The following is a 419-nucleotide window of genomic DNA, read 5'->3' on the forward strand; positions in this document are numbered from 1 at the left end:
ATGTTTCCAAAAGAAGTCTCGTTTGGTCACTTCGTTTCATTGAAACCTAATTTGAAACCCCTCTTTATTTAGAGAAATTTCTAATTGGATTATCATCAACGAGTGCCCACACAGATTGATAGGTTTATATTGTTAAAGAGCTTTGCTTTCAGTGCGTTAGCACTTAGGCAGGACGCGTATAATACGCTGTCTGCGTTGAAAGTCAACATAAAACTCTAAAGTTCTTTAAAGCTTTATGGTGACTTGCTTAATCGTTAAGCAAGTACGCAATTAAAGCCTGGCGATGTCCTACTCTCACATGGGGAAACCCCACACTACCATCGGCGCTAATTCGTTTCACTTCTGAGTTCGGAATGGAAATCAGGTGGGTCCAAATCGCTATGGTCGCCAAGCAAATTCTTTAATCTGGAAAGCTGTTA

Annotated in this window: 1 rRNA gene; it reads right to left on the minus strand. The window is 40.3% G+C overall.

The features are described from left to right. Positions 1–275: 275 nt before the first annotated feature. Positions 276–392, minus strand: a 5S ribosomal RNA gene (rrf, locus tag QTN94_RS20490). Positions 393–419: the final 27 nt, after the last annotated feature.

This window comes from Vibrio sp. M250220 (assembly GCF_036533795.1).
GTDB lineage: Bacteria > Pseudomonadota > Gammaproteobacteria > Enterobacterales > Vibrionaceae > Vibrio.